Source organism: Millisia brevis NBRC 105863 (genome assembly GCF_001552615.1).
Taxonomy (GTDB): Bacteria; Actinomycetota; Actinomycetes; order Mycobacteriales; family Mycobacteriaceae; genus Millisia; species Millisia brevis.
This window is the reverse complement of the sequence record NZ_BCRN01000003.1, coordinates 94,362-109,416: the sequence shown is the minus strand read 5'-3', so window position 1 is coordinate 109,416 and position 15,055 is coordinate 94,362. Positions and strand designations below refer to the sequence as shown.

Genomic DNA, 15,055 nt, shown 5'->3' with positions numbered 1-15,055 from the left:
GCGCCGCCCGGCTCAGACGTTCGCGCCGAAGATCGACTTGATCTCGAGGTACTCGCGAAAACCGTGGCCGCCGAATTCGCGGCCGTTGCCGGACTGCTTGTACCCGCCGAACGGGGCATCGGGATCGAGACCGGTGCCGTTGAGGTGCACCATCCCGGTGCGCATCCGGCGCGCGACCGCCAGCGCCCGCTCGTGCGAGGCGGACGACACCCCACCGGCCAGGCCGTACTCGCTGTCGTTGGCGATCGCGACCGCCTCGTCGATGTCGCCGTACGCCTGCAGCGTCATCACCGGCCCGAAGATCTCCTCGCGGGCGACGGTCATCTGCGGGGTGACGTCCGCGAAGACGGTCGGCTGCACGTAGTAGCCCTTGTCCAGACCGTCCGGCCGACCGACACCGCCGGCGACGACGGTCGCGCCCTCCTCGATCCCGGAGGCGATCAGCCGCTGCACCTTGTCGAATTGGGCCTGCGAGGCGACCGGGCCGACGTCGGTCGTCGGGTCGGCCGGGTCGCCGACGACCAGCGCCTCGATGGTGTCCCGGGCGATCTCGACCGCATCGGCCAGCCGGTCGCGGGGAATCAGGATGCGCGCCAGCGCATTGCAGGACTGGCCGGAGTTGACGCACATGCCGGCGACCTCCCGCCGGATCACCGCGGCCAGGTCGGCGTCGTCGAGCACGATATTGGCCGACTTGCCGCCGAGTTCCTGGGTGACCCGCTTGACGGTCGGGGCGGCGTTGCGGGCGACCTCGATGCCCGCGCGGGTGGAGCCGGTGAACGAGATCATGTCCACATCGGGGTGTGCGGCCAGCGCGGTGCCCACCCCCGGCCCGTCGCCGTTGACCAGGTTGAAGACCCCGTCCGGGACGCCCGCCTCCTGCAGGATCTCCGCGAACACCAACGCCGACAGCGGCGCGATCTCGCTGGGCTTGAGCACCACCGTCGCCCCGACCGCCAGCGCGGGCGCGACCTTGGCGCCGATCTGGTTGAGCGGCCAGTTCCACGGCGTGATCAGCCCGCAGACCCCAATCGGCTCGAGCACGACGCTGGTGCTGCCGATCGATTCCTCGAACGCGAAGTCGGCCAGGGCGGTTCGCGCCGCCTGCAGGTGGGCCTGGCCCAGCCAGACGTGTCCGCCGCGCGCCACCGACAGGGGTGCGCCCATCTCGAGGCTGACCGCGCGGGCGAGATCCTCGCTGCGCTCGTCGTAGCGGGCCAGGATCGCGTCGAGCAGGGCGAGGCGTTCCTCGCGGGTGCTGCGGGAGAAGGTCGCGAAGGCGGCGCGGGCGGCGGCGACCGCGGCGTCGACATCGTCCGCGTCGCCGAGGGAGATGGTCTCGACGATCGTCTCGGTCGCCGGGTCGACGACGTCGAGGGTGCGCGAACCGTGCGGGTCGACCCAGGAACCGCCGATGAAGAACTGCGTGGTGTGGTTCATGATTCCTTTCGTGTCGGCCGCTTTCGCGCCGAACGGTGCCGGGGGGCCGGGGCTCGGGGGCTCGGGGGGCCGGGGGAGGGGGAGCGGATCAGAAGGCGTTGTTCTTGCCGCCGAAGACCGCGCTGACCGAGCCGCGGGTGTAGATCCGGGAGATCGTGTCGGTGAGCACGCCGGCGCAGGAGACGACGTGCACCCAGTCGGGCGCGTCCGCGGGCAGCGGGATCGTGTCGGTGACCACCAACCGCTCCAGCGGCGCATCGGCGAGGGTGGCGAAGGCGCCGCCGGAGAGCACCCCGTGCGTGGCCAAGGCGTAGATGCCGGTGGCCCCGGCCGCCGCTACCGCGCGGCACGCGGCCGCCAGCGTCCCCGCCGTATCGACGATGTCGTCGACGATGATCGCGGTGCGCCCCGCCACATCCCCGATCACGTGCCCGATCTCGGCGACCTGTTGGACCGGTCGCTCCTTGTCGAGGATCGCCAACGTCGCGCCGATCCGGCCGGCGAAGCTCTTGGAGTGCTTCACCCGACCGACGTCCGGGGCCACGACGACGAGGTCCCCGGTCAGGCGCAGATCCCGAACGTATTGGGCTAGGGCGATCGTCGCGGTCATGTGATCGAGGGGAACGGCGAACATGCCCTGGATCTGACCGGCGTGCAGGTCCATCGCCAGCACCCGATCCGCGCCCGCGGATTCGAGGATGCGGGCGACCAGTCGCGCCGAGATCGGTTCGCGCGAGGCGCTCTTCTTGTCCTGGCGCGAGTAGCCGAGCCAGGGGGTGACCGCGGTGATGTGCCGGGCGCTGGCCCCGCGGGCGGCGTCGATCATCACCAACAGCTCCATCAGCGCGTCGTTGGTGTTGACCCCGGTGCGCGGGTTTGCGCAGATCGACTGCACCAGAAAGACGTCCGCCCCACGAATCGATTCGTCGTAGCGGCAGTAGACCTCGCCGGCGGAGAAGGTCCTCAGGGTGACCGGGCTCAGCCCGGTGCCGAGCTGCCGGCCGATCTCCGCCGCCAACTCGGGGGTCGCCCGGCCGGCGAAGACCATGATCCGATGCCCGCTGTGCGCGCTGTTCTCGGCGGCGACGTCGAGGGTCGCGGTCGTCATCGTGGTCGATATCGACATGGCGCTACCGCCGGTATTCGGGGCGGTCGAGGCCGACCTCGGCGACCGGCGCCACGCCGTCGAGCAGTTCGCGGCCCATCCGGTAGGCGCCGCGCAGATCGCCGCCGTCGTAGTGGCACCGGGCCAGGCCGCGCACCGCCGGAGAGCCGTTGACGGCCACCGTCTTCGGCAGTCGGCGGAACAGCGGCACGTCCGAGGCCGAATCGCCGTAGGCGACGATCCGATCGCCGGCGATGCCGTGCCGCTGCGCCGTTCGGTCGACGATCTCGATCTTGGCCTGCGGGGTCAGGACATCCGCCGGGTCCAGGGGCGAGCGGGGGTGCACGCGCGCCCCGTGCCCGGCCCCGAGGCCGAGGTCGAGCAGCAGATCGACGAAGAACTGCGGCGACAGCGAGATCACGATCGCGTGCTCACCCCGATCCCGGATATCCCGGAAGACCTCGCCGACCCCGTCGAGCCACGGTGACTCGTCGAAGGTGGCGCGCACGTCCGCCTCGGTCAGATCGGCCCACAGCGGCAGCAACATCTCGTAGAACTCGACATGCCCGATCTCGCCGCGCGCCCAGCGTTCCTCCATCTCCTCGACGACATCGAGGGACCCGGCGCGCCGGGACAACTCCAGGGATGCGGAACCGGTGAGCAACGTCCCGTCCATATCGAAGACGTGCAGGGCGTGATGTGCTTCCACGAAAGGCCTTTCGGGATGATGGTGCCCCTGCCGGTCGACGGCCGGCAGGGGCCGGGGGAGCGTCGGGCAGGGGATCAGGCGGCGGCGGTCCCCGCACTCGAATCGGCAAACGAGTCGAGCATCGGCTGCAGGTGCGAGAGGTAGTAGTGCTCGGGTACTTCGGACTCGCTCGCGGCGATCAGTTCGGCGAAATCCCACTTCTTGAGCAGTTGCCCGTTGCGGAAGACCGGGGTGAGCAGGTTCTCCTCGGGTGCCACCGATTCGAGCGGCACCGTGCGGAATTCGCCGTCCACCTTGATCAGCGCGAGCCGTCCGGCCTTCGAGTGCTTGAACGCCGCCCCGGTCGGCGCCTTGCGCACCTCGCGCCATTCGCCGTTGACCCGGACTGCGTTCGCCTTCATCGCGAAGTTCATCGTGTCCCGGTTGACGTGCTGCAGCAGCCCGCCGCCCATCCCGAAGATCGCGTTCTCCGCCGAGAAGCCGCGCCGTTCGAGTTCGGCGTAGACCAGCGGCAGCGAGTCGAAGGTGACGCCATCGCCCTGGACGACGCGGATGAACGGCGGAAGAACCTTGTAGCCCTTGCCATTCACGGTGTAGCCGAAGATGTCCATCAGCCACTCGGTCGTATCGGCGGTCACCTGGACGACGTCGCCGGAGTCGGGGCGGGCGCCGACGAGGCCGGGGAAGTTCTCGACCATCTCCTTGAGCTCGCCGCCGAGGATGTTCTTGATGCAGTTCTCGTGGTCGTAGCTGTCGGTGAGGACCAACGCGACGCCGGCGTCCTTGTAGACCTCGAGCATATGGCGGATCGCGTCGACCTCGTGGTCGCGACCCCAGGCGGTGAACGCGGCGTGCTCGGCGTTCGGTCCGGAGTTCGACGGGGCGACCGCGTTGTACCACTTCTTGGCCGCGATGATGCCCGGCACGGTATCGGACTGGTTGAAGTTCACCAGGTGGGCGAGGCCGCCGAGGGCGGCGGACTCCTGCGAGGAAACGCCGCGGGCGCCATAGTCGTGCAACGAAAAGCGCAGTCCGGCGGTGGAATCCGCGGTCTTCTCCAGCGCGGCGCGGATGACCTGCTTCGACAGCCAGCTGATCGCGCCGACGGTCGCCGGATACCACACCGCCCGCAGTAGGGCGGTTTCGAAGAAGCTGGTGGCCCAGAAGTACTTCGGGTCGGTGTTGATCACCTGGACCAGAACGTTGTGCGGGGCGACGATGCTGCCCTCGGGGACCGCCTCGATCTCGACGGGCAGGTAGCCGCCGTACTCGTTGAGCACGCCCATCCAGTTCTCGCGGTTGAAGTGCATGCCCTGCTCGCGCATCAGGTACTCGGCCTCGTCGATGTCCTCGAGGGTGATCGGGCGCATCAGGTACTCGCGGATGAACGCCTGCAGGCCGACGAACATCGTCGACGGATAGGCGCCGCCGCGGGATTCGATGTAGCTCGAGACGTATTCGGTTCCGGCCGGGTAGAGCGGGTAGTGGCAGTGCTTGTAGTTGTCGGTGTTGATGATCAGGTTGTCGAAGCCTGGCATTGATCGACCTTTCGCTCCAGATTGAGTCGTTCCCGCAAGGGCCGGAGATGAGTTCGGGGAGTGTGCACCGAGAGTTCGGGCGATCAGGGCACCCGACGTGCCACTGTGAACAGAAACGATTCTATTCGTGAATGCGCCGTCGCATCCGCTGAGGGGGTTAAGCTCCTGTTACGGATAGATCCAGGTATTTCTACATATCTCGACGGCGGTTTATACCGGAGGCGGTGCGCCCACCGAATCGCGAATCTGGACCTCGGTGTCCAGTGGTGGAACCGTTTCCATGATTCCGTTGCCGGTCGATCCGCCGTCGATCGCGGCAAAGAGCAGCTCGCCGGCGCGGCGGCCGAGGTCGTGTGCCGGTTGCCGGACGGTGGTCAGCCGCGGGGTGAGCACCCGGCTGAACGGCAGGTCGTCGAAGCCGACCACCCCGAGATCGTCGGGGACGGTCAGGCCCACATTGCGGGCGTAGTCGAGGGCGCCGATCGCCATGAGGTCGTTGGCGCAGATCAACACGGTGGGACGCCGATCGGCGGGAACGTCCAGCAGTTTGCGGGCCAGTACCGAGCCCGACCGCTCTCGGTAGTCGCCCTCGAGGACCGGCACCCGCTGCGGATCGAGGCCCGCGGCGGCGAAGGCGTCTCGATAGCCGGCCAGCCGCTGCTGGGCCGTCCACAGGTTGGACGGTCCACCGATCACCGCGACGCGGGTATGGCCGCGGGCGAGGACGTGGGCGGCCATCTCCCGCGCGCCCTTGCGGTTGTCGGACACCACCGCCGGCAGGTTCAACGCGGGCAACTGCTCGTCGACCAGCACGACCGGGCCCAGCGAGGTCAGCGACGCCACCGCCTCGGGATCTGTTGTGGTGCCGGTGATGTAGACAACGCCGCTCAGTCGTCGGCTGCGCAGCAGACGGGCGACGGTCTCGGCCGATCCGGTCGCCCCCTCGGCTTCGGGGGCGCACAGCACCAGCAGGGCGTCCCGGCCGGACGCCGCCCGCTCCACACCCTCGACGACGAGGGCGAAGTAGGGATTGGACAGCTCCGGGACCACCATGCCGACGGTCGACATCGCGCGGCGCTTCAGCGAGCGCCCGGCCTCGTTCGGGGTATAGCCGAGCACTCGGACCGCCTCGAGCACCCGTTCGCGCCTGGGCGCGGCCACCGGGCCGGAGTCGTTGAGGACGTAGCTGACCGTCGACAACGAGACGCCCGCGTGGCGTGCGACGTCCTTCATCGTCGCCCACGTCCGCCGCGGCTGTTCGTCGGTCACGCCGAACCTCCCTCGCTCCGCGGGGAGCCGGTCGGTCGCCCGCGTGTGCTCGCTGCTCTCGTCAGGACACCGGCGCCCGTCGGGACAGCGGCGCTCGTGAGGACACCGTACGGTCCGGTCACGGCAATGCAGCGGCCGTCTCGACCGTGTCGGCGCGACCGTGCGATCCCGCCCCGCGGCCGGCGGTCCACCCGACGATCCCCGCCCACAGTCGGTGATAGTGCTCCCACCCCATGAACTCCGGTGGAGCCCAATGCGGCGCGACATCCGAGGTGAACACCGCCGAGCGCCCGGCGCCGACCTCGGCCACCGCGATCAGCGGGTCCGGGCCGACCGATGCGACCTCGACCGCGCCCGGCTTGGTGATCACCCGGTTGTAGCCCAGCAGGTCGGGCCAGGTGCCGGGCGCGTCCGAGACGGTCGGGTGCTCGGGCGCCCCGACGGTCACCGCGACCCCCTCGGGTGCCTCCACCCGGTCGTCGTAGGGCAGCATTTCCACCGGCAGGACCGAGGCGATCGGGCTCGACCCGTAGCGGGCCTTGCCGTCGATGCCGGTGAAGGACAGGAAGCCGCCGATCATCAGCAGGCCGCCGCCGCGTTCGACGTAGTCGGCGACCAGTGCGAGCCGGTTGACCGTCCGCTGCGAGCGCAGGAAGACCTCGTCGGTGAGCAGGAACGAATTCGAGCCGATATCGGAGATCACCACGACGTCGTAGGCGTCCAATTCGGCTGCCGTGGTGGGGAACCGGGCGGAGACCTCGTGGCCGCGGATGTAGTCGACCGCGAATCCCGAGGCGATCAGACCGTCGAGGAAGACGCCCGCGCCCTCCTCGTACTCCGTGGAGTGGAACTGGTCGAACCCCTTCATGTGGATCGTGTGCTTGATCCAGGATTCGCCGACCACCAGGACCGACGGGCAGCTCACGCGGTCACCGCCGACGCCGAGCCGCGGACCGATTCCGGCAGCAGCCGGTCGGTGGTGCCGGGCGGGAAGGTGCGGGCCTCGGGCATCGCCGGGACGCTGACCTCCCGCATATCCCAGCCGATCATCTTGGTGGGCAACAGCTCCGAGAAGGACCGGCCGGCGAAGACGCCGAATTCGGTGTACGCCTGCGCATAGGGATGGTGGGTGTCGCCGTAGAAGTACTTGTCCATCACCTCGGCGGTCAGCGATTCGATCAGCGCGGGGTCGGCGACATCGGTCAACCGGCCCTCGATCCGGGCGCCGTGGACGGTGGCGTACTCGTCACCGGCGTCGACCAGCCCGTAGACCGGCTTGTCGTCGCGGGCATTGGTGACGTGTCGGCTGCCGGCGTCCATCGGCAGGTAGATCTTCTTGTCGAGCACCACGTACCACAGGGGCGAGAGGTAGACGCCGCCGTCGGCGTCCAGGCTGGCCAGGCGGATCGTCTTCGCGCGCTCGAGGAAGCGCCACCGCTTCTCTCCCTGGAGGTGATTGGGCTTGGGCATGTCGAGTTGCCTTCCGGAAGGGGTGAGTTCTGCGGGAGTGGCCGGGATCGGCGGGTCAGGCGTTGCGCAGGGCGGTCAGCATCCCGCTGTACTCCCTGGCATCCCAGACGCCGACGCTGGGGGAGGGGCCCGACGTCCAGAAGAAGGTGTAGGGGACGCCGTGCGGCTCGAGGGTGTAGGTGAATCCTGCTGTGCAGTAGATATGTTCGCCGGGCCCGGCCTCCAGGACGACCTCCCGATCGTCGGCGTCGACCGCGCGCACGCGAATCCATCCGGTCAGCACGTAGTGCGTCTCGTCGAAGTCCTGCTGGACCCAGGTGTACGGGTCGTGATCGGCCTCGGCGTACAGGATGCCCTGCCGGAAGAAGCGCGCGTCGTCGCGCTCGCGGGACAGGAAGATATTGGTGCCGATCCCGCGGGCGAAGGGCAGGACGGGCAGCGCCGCGATCTCCTCGTCGCCGATCACGCGCGGAAAACGACGGGCTTCCGGGCGGCTGGGGTCGTAGTCGGTCATTGTCTGCCTCCTGGAGTAGATACGTTTCTACCGTAGCGGTCCTCGCAAGGTCGGGCAGGTCGCCGACGCAGTTCTTACGTTCGTGGAACGACCATGAAATGCAACGGAAATGATCGAATCGGGACGTCGACAGGATCGGGTCGTAACGTTTCTGGATCACATCGCCCGGGAGAGTGACCCGCCGCATCCGGGCGGGCCGGGCCGTCGGGTCGGAGCGTGCGGTCGGGGCCGGGCGGGCTGGCAGGGGCGATCAGTCGGTGGTCGCTCGCGCGGCCCGCCACTCGGCGTCGAGCCGACCCAACTCGGTCGCCGGCGGCGCACCGGTCACCCACTCCGAATCGATCGCGAACCAGTTGCCGGAGGCGCCGATCGAGGCGAGGGTGGCGGCGGTCAGAAAGTCCAGGCGGCGGGAGAAGATGTGCTCGGGCGGCAGATTCTCGCGGCGCAACGCCTGGAATCCGGTGGAGGTCGGAAAGATCGCCGAGGTGACCGCATTGCTGATATCCGAGGGGCGCAGTCGGATCGTGTCGTCGACCAGATGCCACCAGGCCGCGTCGACGACATAGGACAGACACTCCTCGGCGGTGACGGTCGAATTGGCCCGCGCGACACCGTAACTGCGCAACAGGTTGAGTACGCCCTCCGCATCGCGCGCGGCGGCCAGGTTGATCAGTTCCACCTCGGCGTCCACCGCATCGCGGTCCATCGTCTTGAACATGCCGAAGTCGAGGAAGGCGACCCGTCCGCCGTCGAGCAGGCGGATATTGCCCGGATGTGGATCGCCGTTGAACGCGGCGTCGAGGTACAGCGCGCCTTGATAGAAGCGGTAGATGATCTCGCCCACCCGATCGCGGGTGGCGGCGTCGGCGTCCTCGATACTCGACAGCGGCGCACCGTCGATGAACTCCGTGGTCAGCGTGACGCGCCCGCAGCGCTCCGGAACCGTGGCCGGGATGACGATGAACGGGTGGCCGCGGTAGAAGTCCGCAAGCTCCTGCTGGGTCTGCTGTTCGGCGGCGTAGTCGAGTTCACGGGTGAGCTGGTCGGCGATCTCGTCGATCACCTCCCGCGACGAGATGGTCGGCGCGAGCGTCTTGCCGAACTTCATCAGCATCGCCAGGATCTTCAGATCGGATTCGACCGCGGCGTCGATCCCCGGATACTGCACCTTGACCGCGACGGTGCGCCCGTCGTGCAGCGTCGCGCGGTACACCTGGCCGATCGACGCCGCCGCGATCGGTTCGGTGTCGAACGTCGCGAAGGCCGCCTCGACCGTCATCCCGAGATCGCCCTCGATCTGCGGGCGCATCGTGGCGAAGGCGACCGGCTCGGCGTCGGCCTGCAGGGTGGCGAGACTCTGCCGGAAGGCGTCGCGGCGCTCGGGCGCCACCGCGTCGAGGTCGATCAGCGAGAGCATCTGGCCGATCTTCATCGCGGCGCCCTTCATGCCGCCGAGCACACGGACCAGATGCTGCGCCGCGCGCTGGGCGTCGTCGTCGAGCAACCGCGCGGTCCGGTCGGCGGGCAGGATCGTGCTGCCGGCCTTGATCGACGCACGCCGCACCGCCTGACCGACCACCAGGGTGCCGAGCTTGCGCCCGCGTGCCAGTCGCGAGGTCTTCGGTGATCCCGCTTCATTGCTCTTCCGCGCCACCGCAGCAGGCTGCCCCACAACCGCCGCACAAGGCAAGACGCGATGCGTTCCCCGGAATGCGCGGCGCGGGTAAGCGGCGTCCCGATCGCTCGTCCGTACGGTGATCCGATGGAGAAACGCGTGTCGGCGGCGTACGGGCGGCGGGCCGCGGAGTATCTCGACCACTTCGGCTCGATCACGGCGACCGCCGAAGCCGATCGGATGCTGGTCGGCAGCTGGGCCGCCGGAATGCCGGGGCGGATCATCGACGTCGGCTGCGGTCCCGGTCAGTGGACCGACTGGCTGCGCCGCGGCGGGGCGGACATCGAGGGGGTCGACCCGACCCCGGAGTTCGTCGATGCTGCGCGGCGTCGCTTTCCCGGCACGTCGTTTCGCGCCGCCCGCGCCGAGGACCTCGGCGTGCCCGACGGTGGCGTGGCGGGCATCCTCGCCTGGTACTCGCTCATCCACGTCGAGCCCGCGCGGATCGGCGTCCCCCTGGCGGAATTCGCCCGCTGCCTGCGTCCCGGCGGCGGCCTGGCGATCGGCTTCTTCACCGGCACCCGCCTCGAAGCCTTCGACCACGCGGTCACCACCGCCTGGTTCTGGCCCGTCGACCGGCTCGCTGCGGCGGTCGAAGCCGCCGGCTTCACCGTCACCGAGACCCGCACCCGCACCGACCCCGGCGCCCGTCCCCATGCCGCGCTCCTCGCCACCCACACGATTGTGGAGTCCTACCCGCGGTGAGCGCGGGTAGGACTCCACAATTGCGGGGAACTCAGGCGACGGTGACGGACTTCGCCAGGTTGCGGGGCTTGTCGACGTCGCGGCCCAGGGCCACGGCGGTGTGGTAGGCGAACATCTGCAGCGGGATCGTCAGCAGGATGGGGTCGAGCTCGGGGGAGTTGTGCGGCACCCGGATCATGTGGGTGATCGGCGCGGACTTCGGCAGCTCCGCCGAGGTCACCGCGATCACCGGGCCGCCGCGCGCCGCGATCTGCTCGATCGTCGACAGATTGCGCTCCAGGACATCGTCATCCGGGATCACGACCACCGACGGCATCGACTCGTCGATCAGCGCCAGCGGCCCGTGCTTGAGCTCCGAGCCCGGGTAGGCCTCCGCGTGGATGTACGAGATCTCCTTGAGCTTCTGCGCGCCCTCGCGGGCGACGGGCCAGCCGCGCACCTGGCCGAGGAAGAACATCCGGCTGGCGTTCGCATAGGTGCGGGCGATCTGCGCGATGTGCTCGTCGTCGGCGAGGATCTGCTCGACCTGTGCGGGCAGCTTCTCGAGCCCGGCAACCAGGCGGGCACCGTCGGCGGGGGAGAGGTCGCGAATCCGGCCGAGCAGCACCGCGAGCATCGCGAACGACAGCGTCATATTGGTGACCGCCTTGGTCGAGGCCACCGACACCTCCGGCCCGGCGTGCAGGAACATGCCCTGTCCGCAGGCGCGGCCGATCGACGAGCCGACCACGTTGACGCAGCCGATCACCCGAGCGCCCTTGCGCTGCAACTCCTCGACTGCGACCAGGGTGTCGGCAGTCTCGCCGGACTGGCTCACGGCGATGTAGAGGGTGTCGGAGTCGACCACCGGATTGCGGTAGCGCAACTCCGAGGCGGGCTGGGCCTCCGCCGGGATGCGGGCGAGCTGCTCGATCAGCAGCGCGCCGGCCTCGGCCGCGTAATAGGCGGAGCCGCAGCCGAAGATCGTCACCCGGCGCAGCGACCGCAGCTCACGGGCGTCGAGCAGGATGCCGTCGAGGCGAGTGGTACCCCAGCGCGGGTCGAGGCGGCCGGCCAGCGCGCGGCGCATCGCCTCGGGCTGGGCGTGCATCTCGCGGGTCATGAAGTCGGGGTAGCCGTCGAGCTCGTAGCCCTCGGCGGCGGCGGTCAACTCGACGGGGGCCTTGATCGTGCGGCGCGAGTCGCGGGTGATCGTCGCGTAGTCGCCGGCGGTGACCGTCGCCAATTCGCCGTCGTCGAGGTAGACGACCTTGCGGGTGTGATGCGCGATCGCGGCCGGATCGGAGGCGATGAACATCTCGCCGTCGCCGACGCCGATCACCACCGGGCTGCCGTGCCGGGCGGCGACGATCGTGTCCGGCTCGCGGGCGTCGAGGACGACAACGCCGTAGGTACCGCGCACCCGGTCGAGCGCGGCGGAGGTCGCCGCGACCAGGGATTCGGCCCCCGCCTCGAGCTGGGCGGCGATCAGATGGGCGAGCACCTCGGAGTCGGTATCGGAGGTCAGCACGCCGCCCGCGGCGGTGATCTCGGCGCGCAGCTGCTCGGCGTTGTCCAGAATGCCGTTGTGGGCGATGGCGATTCGGCCGGACCCGTCGGTATGCGGATGGCAGTTCGCGGTGGTCGCCGGACCGTGGCTCGCCCAGCGGGTATGCGCGATACCGGCCGGATAGCTGCCGGTGAGGTCCGCGCCGACCGGGTCGGTCAATTCCTCGACCCGGCCGACGACTCGGACACGTTTGATCTTCCGTCGGGCCGCCACCGCGACGCCGGCGGAGTCGTAGCCGCGGTACTCCAGTCGTCGCAATCCCTCGAGCAGGATTGCGGTGGTATCTCCGGGACCCGCATAGGCGACGATTCCGCACACGGTGTGGTGACCTTTCGGTTGTGGCGAACGGCTGTTCTTCGGGGTCAGCGGTTCGCCGGTGGTGGTGACGGCGGCTGGGGCTCAGCCGTAGACGAGGCGGCGCAGGCGACGCTCGTTGGCCTCGACCGGAAAACGATGGGCGGCGACCTCGGCGTCGAGGATCGGCCAGATCTCCGCATTGGAACGCCCGCGCTCCTGCAGTTCGGTATGCCGGCGGCGGACGAAGGCGTCGATCGGCTCACCGAAGTAGGCGAGGACGTCGCCCACGACGCGGGCCGCGGTCGCCTCGGGGACACCGAGCGATCCGGCGACGTGCCGTACCAACTCCCGATGCGGCGTTGGGGCCACGCCCTGGGATGCCGCGGTCGATGACTGTCCGGTCGACGGCGATGCGGTCGACGGTGTCACGGTCGATGGTGTCCGGCTCACCGCTACAGGTTGGCAAACCCCGTTCGGTTTCGCCAACTTCTGTGCCCGATATCGGGCATGAAATCGGGACTTTTTGTATCTGTGCTGGTGGGATGGGGTGTGAGGGTGGGGGAGATCACGGCGGTGCACTACCCTCGTGGGGTGACCACCGCACCTGTCGACGCCGACATCTCCGAACGGGACCCGGACGCGGCCGCGCCGGAACTGCGCGAGCAGGTCCACGCCGCCGCCGGGCGCGCGCGCATCGCCGCCCGCCCGCTGGCCCTGCTGTCCCGGGAGACCAAGGACGCCGCATTGCTGGCCGCCGCCGACGCGCTGCTCGCCGCCGCGGACCGCATCCTTGCCGCCAACGCGCAGGACATCGCCGCCGCCGAGGCCGGCGGAACGCCGCCGTCGATCCTCGACCGGCTGCGGCTGACCGAGCAGCGGGTCGAGGGCATCGCCTCCGGACTGCGCCAGGTCGCCGATCTGCCCGACCCGGTGGGCGACGTCGTGCGCACCTCCGAACTGCCGAACGGCCTGGAACTGCGCCAGGTGCGCGTCCCGCTCGGCGTGATCGGCATCGTCTACGAGGCCCGACCCAATGTGACCGTCGACGCCTTCGGACTGACGTTCAAGTCGGGCAATGCGGTGCTGCTGCGCGGTTCGTCGTCGGCGGCTCGGTCCAACGCCGTGCTGGTCGACGTGCTGCGCGCCTCGCTGCAGGCCTCCGGGCTGCCGGCCGATGCGGTGCAATTGCTGCCCAGCGAGGACCGCGCCTCGGTGACCCATCTGATCCGCGCCCGCGGCCTGGTCGACGTGGTGATCCCGCGCGGCGGGGCCGGGCTGATCGCCTCGGTGGTGCGCGACGCGACGGTGCCGACCATCGAGACCGGCGTCGGCAACTGCCACGTCTTCGTGCACGCCGACGCCGACCTCGACATGGCCGAGTCGATCGTGCTCAACGCCAAGACCCGCCGCCCCAGCGTCTGCAATGCCGCCGAGACGTTGCTGATCGACGCCGCGATCGCCGACACCGCGCTGCCGCGGCTGGTCGGGGCGCTCACCGCTGCCGGCGTCACCGTGCACGGCGACGGCCCGGGCATGCAGCCGGCCACCGAACTCGACTTCGAAACCGAGTACCTGTCCAACGACATCGCCCTCGCGGTGGTCGACGGCGTCGACGGGGCGATCGCCCACATCGACCGCTACGGCACCGGGCATACCGAGGCGATCGTCACGGCCGACGAGGTCGTGGGGGACCAGTTCGCCGCGCGGGTCGATGCCGCCGCGGTCATGGTCAACGCCTCGACCGCCTTCACCGACGGCGAGCAGTTCGGCTTCGGCGCCGAGATCGGCATCTCGACGCAGAAGCTGCACGCCCGCGGTCCGATGGCGTTGCCCGAGCTGACCTCCACCAAGTGGATCGTGCGCGGAACCGGACAGGTTCGGCCCGCGTGAGCTCGGCCGAACCCGCACCGACGGACGCGCCCGGACAGTTCGCCGATATCGCCGACGTGATCGACCGCCTGGCCGGTGTGGGTTACCTGGCGTCGAAGTCGGTGGCCACCGCGGTCTTCCTGGCCGATCGCCTCGGCAAGCCGCTGCTGGTCGAGGGCCCCGCCGGGGTCGGCAAGACCGAGCTGGCGCGGGCGGTCGCGCAGGTGACCGGCGCGGAGCTGGTGCGCCTGCAGTGCTACGAGGGTGTCGACGAATCGCGGGCGCTCTACGAGTGGAACCACGCCAAGCAGATCCTGCGGATTCAGGCGGGCGTCGGTTCGGACTGGGACGAGACCGCGCACTCGGTGTTCTCCGAGGAGTTCCTACTGTCGCGGCCGCTGCTGACCGCGATCCGTCGCGAGGACCCGACGGTGCTGCTGATCGACGAGACCGACAAGGCCGATATCGAGATCGAGGGCCTGCTGCTCGAGGTGCTCAGCGACTTCGCGGTCACCGTCCCCGAGTTGGGCACGATCACCGCCACCCGCCGACCGTTTGTCGTGCTGACCTCCAATGCGACGCGGGAGCTGTCCGAGGCGCTCAAGCGGCGCTGCCTGTTCCTGTACATCGACTTCCCCGACGCCGACCTCGAGCGGCGCATCCTGCTCGAGCGGGTCCCGCAGCTGCCGGCCGCGGTGGCCGATCAGGTGGTGCGGATCGTCGGGGTGCTGCGGTCGATGACGCTGAAGAAGACCCCGTCGGTGGCCGAGACGATCGACTGGGGGCGCACCCTTCTCGCCCTTGGCGGCGCCGACGCAACCCCGAGTGCGGAGGTCCTGCGCGCGACCCTCGGCGTCGTCCTCAAGCATCGCGGCGACATCGACAAGGCCGGCGCCGAGCTGAAACTGTCCTGAC

Annotated in this window: 14 protein-coding genes; 3 read left to right on the top strand and 11 right to left on the bottom strand. The window is 69.6% G+C overall.

The window, feature by feature from the left end; all coding sequences use genetic code 11:
• Positions 1-12: 12 nt before the first annotated feature.
• The 9 genes from MB1_RS05350 to MB1_RS05310 all read right to left on the bottom strand — a co-directional run bounded on the left by MB1_RS05350 (position 13) and on the right by MB1_RS05310 (position 9,699).
• Positions 13-1,440, bottom strand: coding sequence for an aldehyde dehydrogenase family protein (locus MB1_RS05350; protein ID WP_066904551.1), 1,428 nt, complete (start codon positions 1,438-1,440; stop codon positions 13-15).
• 88 nt (positions 1,441-1,528) lie between these two features.
• The gene (locus MB1_RS05345) at positions 1,529-2,566 is read right to left on the bottom strand and encodes a ribose-phosphate diphosphokinase (RefSeq protein ID WP_245650038.1); all 1,038 of its coding nucleotides are present in this window, start codon (positions 2,564-2,566) and stop codon (positions 1,529-1,531) included.
• A 4-nt stretch (positions 2,567-2,570) separates the two neighbouring features.
• The gene (locus tag MB1_RS05340; protein ID WP_245650037.1) at positions 2,571-3,254 is read right to left on the bottom strand and encodes an HAD family hydrolase; all 684 of its coding nucleotides are present in this window, start codon (positions 3,252-3,254) and stop codon (positions 2,571-2,573) included.
• 74 nt (positions 3,255-3,328) lie between these two features.
• Positions 3,329-4,792, bottom strand: a complete 1,464-nt coding sequence (locus tag MB1_RS05335; protein ID WP_066904548.1) for a nicotinate phosphoribosyltransferase — start codon at positions 4,790-4,792, stop codon at positions 3,329-3,331.
• A gap of 210 nt (positions 4,793-5,002) precedes the next feature.
• Positions 5,003-6,061, bottom strand: coding sequence for a LacI family DNA-binding transcriptional regulator (locus MB1_RS05330; RefSeq protein ID WP_245650036.1), 1,059 nt, complete (start codon positions 6,059-6,061; stop codon positions 5,003-5,005).
• Between the two features lie 118 nt (positions 6,062-6,179).
• Positions 6,180-6,986: a glutamine amidotransferase gene (locus MB1_RS05325; RefSeq protein WP_245650035.1), complete on the bottom strand. Its 807-nt coding sequence runs from the start codon at positions 6,984-6,986 to the stop codon at positions 6,180-6,182.
• Entirely contained in the window at positions 6,983-7,531 is a 549-nt protein-coding gene (locus MB1_RS05320) for a pyridoxamine 5'-phosphate oxidase family protein (protein ID WP_066904545.1), read from the bottom strand. Before MB1_RS05320 ends, MB1_RS05325 begins: the two co-directional genes overlap by 4 nt.
• A gap of 55 nt (positions 7,532-7,586) precedes the next feature.
• Complete coding sequence (locus tag MB1_RS05315) at positions 7,587-8,045, bottom strand: hypothetical protein (RefSeq protein ID WP_066904542.1); 459 nt, start codon at positions 8,043-8,045, stop codon at positions 7,587-7,589.
• Positions 8,046-8,295: 250 nt separating this feature from the next.
• Entirely contained in the window at positions 8,296-9,699 is a 1,404-nt protein-coding gene (locus tag MB1_RS05310; RefSeq protein ID WP_066904539.1) for an ABC1 kinase family protein, read from the bottom strand.
• 108 nt (positions 9,700-9,807) lie between these two features.
• Between MB1_RS05310 and MB1_RS05305 the strand changes: the two genes are divergently transcribed.
• Positions 9,808-10,425, top strand: coding sequence for a class I SAM-dependent methyltransferase (locus tag MB1_RS05305; protein WP_066904536.1), 618 nt, complete (start codon positions 9,808-9,810; stop codon positions 10,423-10,425).
• Positions 10,426-10,456: 31 nt separating this feature from the next.
• Here the strand turns inward: MB1_RS05305 and glmS are convergent, their stop codons facing one another.
• Both glmS and MB1_RS05295 read right to left on the bottom strand, forming a co-directional pair.
• Positions 10,457-12,292, bottom strand: coding sequence for a glutamine--fructose-6-phosphate transaminase (isomerizing) (gene glmS, locus MB1_RS05300; RefSeq protein WP_066904533.1), 1,836 nt, complete (start codon positions 12,290-12,292; stop codon positions 10,457-10,459).
• A gap of 81 nt (positions 12,293-12,373) precedes the next feature.
• Positions 12,374-12,721 (bottom strand): hypothetical protein, encoded by a 348-nt coding sequence (locus MB1_RS05295; protein WP_245650034.1) that lies wholly within the window; start codon positions 12,719-12,721, stop codon positions 12,374-12,376.
• A 168-nt stretch (positions 12,722-12,889) separates the two neighbouring features.
• On the opposite strand from MB1_RS05295, the gene MB1_RS05290 reads away from it, so the two are divergent.
• Together MB1_RS05290 and MB1_RS05285 are read left to right on the top strand one after the other, a co-directional pair.
• On the top strand, positions 12,890-14,161 hold the full coding sequence (locus tag MB1_RS05290; protein WP_066904964.1) for a glutamate-5-semialdehyde dehydrogenase: 1,272 nt from the start codon (positions 12,890-12,892) through the stop codon (positions 14,159-14,161).
• The gene (locus MB1_RS05285) at positions 14,158-15,054 is read left to right on the top strand and encodes an AAA family ATPase (protein WP_066904529.1); all 897 of its coding nucleotides are present in this window, start codon (positions 14,158-14,160) and stop codon (positions 15,052-15,054) included. The genes MB1_RS05290 and MB1_RS05285 overlap by 4 nt, the downstream gene beginning before the upstream one ends.
• Position 15,055 lies beyond the last annotated feature (1 nt).

Bases quoted from the DNA above. Each gene is read 5' to 3' on its own strand.
- MB1_RS05350 (WP_066904551.1), bottom strand. From the start codon at position 1,440: ATGAACCACACCACGCAGTTCTTCATCGGCGGTTCCTGGGTCGACCCG.
- MB1_RS05345 (WP_245650038.1), bottom strand. From the start codon at position 2,566: ATGTCGATATCGACCACGATGACGACCGCGACCCTCGACGTCGCCGCC.
- MB1_RS05335 (WP_066904548.1), bottom strand. From the start codon at position 4,792: ATGCCAGGCTTCGACAACCTGATCATCAACACCGACAACTACAAGCAC.
- MB1_RS05305 (WP_066904536.1), top strand. From the start codon at position 9,808: ATGGAGAAACGCGTGTCGGCGGCGTACGGGCGGCGGGCCGCGGAGTAT.
- MB1_RS05320 (WP_066904545.1), bottom strand. From the start codon at position 7,531: ATGCCCAAGCCCAATCACCTCCAGGGAGAGAAGCGGTGGCGCTTCCTC.
- MB1_RS05315 (WP_066904542.1), bottom strand. From the start codon at position 8,045: ATGACCGACTACGACCCCAGCCGCCCGGAAGCCCGTCGTTTTCCGCGC.